Source organism: Parvibium lacunae, assembly GCF_003335215.1.
Lineage (GTDB): Bacteria > Pseudomonadota > Gammaproteobacteria > Burkholderiales > Burkholderiaceae_D > Parvibium > Parvibium lacunae.
Genome location: NZ_QPGB01000012.1, coordinates 1 through 2,558 on the forward strand (window position 1 = coordinate 1; position 2,558 = coordinate 2,558).

The window sequence follows — 2,558 nt, forward strand, 5'->3', positions numbered from 1 at the left end:
GGGTGAGGTCGCCATTGGCGAGTGCCCCTAGCATCCGGGCAATTTCGTTGAGGGCGGCTTCGCTCGTCCCCATCACTTGGTTGAGCCCTTGTGCGGTCTGTAGGAAGAATCCTTCTTTCCCTTGCTCAGCAATCCGTTGGCTGAAATCACCCGCCGCCGCTGAACTCACTAATCCCGCAATCTCTTTTTCGGCAGCCAGTTGCTCGGTCATGTCGAGCCATTGGCCGACAGTGCCCAGGCGTTCGCCTTGTTCGTTGACTACGGGGGTGGTGACGACGTCGTATTGGCGTCCACCGAGTTCCAAGCGGGATTTGGTGACGGCAACAATGGCGCGTAGACGCTGAATGGCGGTCTGGGGGTCGCTGTAGAACATGCCAATGCTGTTGCCGACAATGTGGTTGGGATCAAACCCAGGAATCTGTTGGCTAAAGGCGCTTTGGTATTTGTAGAGGGTGTCTTGTAGGGCTTTGTTGATGTAGAGAATTTTGCCTTCGTCGTTGGCAATTCGGACAGGGACGCTGACGCTGTCTAGGGCTGCACGAACGCGGGCATTAAAGCGGGCCGCATGGTAGGCGCTTTCCATTTCGGCCCGGACTTTCTCCGCGGTGTCTGATACTTTTTGCTTCTCACCCGGTAAGGTTTCCATTTTGTCATCAAACTTGCCTGTGGCGTACTGCACCATTAAATCAACAAAGCGACTGTTCATGGCTACGTGCGATTGCACCATCTCGTTGGCATTGCGTGCCATCTCACCATACGCCCCAGGAAACTCCTCAGCACGCATCTGGTAACTCACTCGACCCGCCTCATTGTGCGCCTTCGCCATCTCTAACTGGGCTGAAACAAACTTTTTCAAGTTCACCACAATCGCATTCACCGATTGCGTTACCTCTGCTAACTCATCCTTGGTATCGGAAAAAATTTCTGCACTCATGTCGCCATTGGCGATCTTGCTTGCCCCTTGGTTGATAATTGAAAAAGCACGGCGCACCGCAACAAGTAAACCAAAGAATAAAAATAATGCTGTTAGCAATGCCACCGCAGTGATGATGAGAGTTTGCAGTCGATCACTTGCAAAGCGGTCAATTCGTTTTAGTAATAGGGTATCCAGCTCGGCTGCGGTGACATCAAATAAAACATACATACTCTCGGCAAGTTTAGACACCTCCTCAAAATAAACTTTGGTATCTATCTCTACCTTATCAACTTGAATAAACTGCTCTTTGAGGTAACTGTGATATTTGGTCAAGCCAGCCAAGACTTGCGCAGATTTCTCTGATAACGCTGCTTTGATATCAGGGTTAGCGCCGATCGACTTCGCATAGTCAGCCTGTAAAGACGCTAAATCTAACTCCAAGGCTTTTGCCAAGCCACTTAACTCAACTTGCTCTCGGTCGATGCCCTCTTTTTTCTTCGCAATAGCACTGGCTAAAGCCCGAGAGTTGCCGAGTGTCTCCCCCAATACGGGTAAACGGAAAACGACCGCATCCATCAAATAGTAACTATCCAGGTCTGGGTCTAGGGTTAAGTTCGAATTATCTGCCGCGTTGGTGATTAAGGTCATTAATTGACCAATGAGTGTCATATGTCTGGCACGGTTTTCCGCTACAGATAACTGCTTCCCTGTTACTTTTAATTCGCCCCATAAATTTTTTACGGCTTCCAAATCTTTGACTGTCTTTAGTTCCTCACCATATTGAGCGTTACTCTGGCCCAGTTTAATCAAGGCATTGTCTACTTTTTTTGCGGTTTCTTGTAAGCGACTCTCTATTGCCGTATCCCCAGAGAGATATAAGCGGCTTAAGCCACGATGGGCTTGCAAAGGCTGTAAAACCTGCCGTGCATCCATGATCACGGCCAACCCATGCCGCTCACTTTGCGCAAAACCAATATCAACAGCATATTTATCCAGAAGCTTGATCAGCATAAAGCCAATGGGAATGCAAAATAGCACCCCCAGCAAGCCGATTTTGCTCGGAAACGTCAAACGGTTCATTAATTTAATAGCAGGCGCAAAAATTTTATTCATTTTTATCCCTTGTCTAAGTAACGAGGCATTTCAGCCAACTTTCAAATATCTATTGGTTTAACGGCACAGGCCAAGTAGTCCTGAGATTTTTTCTTATTGGTTAGCCTGAAAAAATGTTAATTGGAACAGGACGGCATACAAACAAAACAACCCGCCGCAGCGGGTTGTTTGGTGAGCATCATTTCAGTTTAGAACTCTTCCCACTCATCGTCTTGGGGTTTAGCGGGTGGGAGGGCCTTGGGGGTACGCTGGGGTAAGGCCCGGGGGCGCAATCCACCAGCATGGCCACCACTATTGCCACCGCCCCCCGTCAGATGCCCCGCCAGTTTGAAGATCGAGACTGAGCGCGCCAGATTCCCAGCCTGCTCTTCCATGCTCTCGGCCGCCGCTGCCGCTTGTTCAACCAAGGCCGCATTCTGTTGTGTGACTTTGTCCATCTGGGTGATCGCTTGGTTGACTTGTTCAATACCGTCACTCTGTTCTCGACTGGCGGCACTGATCTCGGCCATGATGTCGGTGACCCGTTTGA

Annotated in this window: 1 protein-coding gene and 1 pseudogene; both read right to left on the reverse strand. The window is 49.6% G+C overall.

Annotation, left to right across the window (positions count from 1 at the left end):
• On the reverse strand, positions 1 to 2,029 hold a 2,029-nt coding region (locus DU000_RS12490), incomplete at its 3' end, for a HAMP domain-containing protein (protein WP_158529712.1).
• Between the two features lie 188 nt (positions 2,030 to 2,217).
• A pseudogene (locus DU000_RS13045) lies at positions 2,218 to 2,558 on the reverse strand (methyl-accepting chemotaxis protein); the annotation flags it as partial.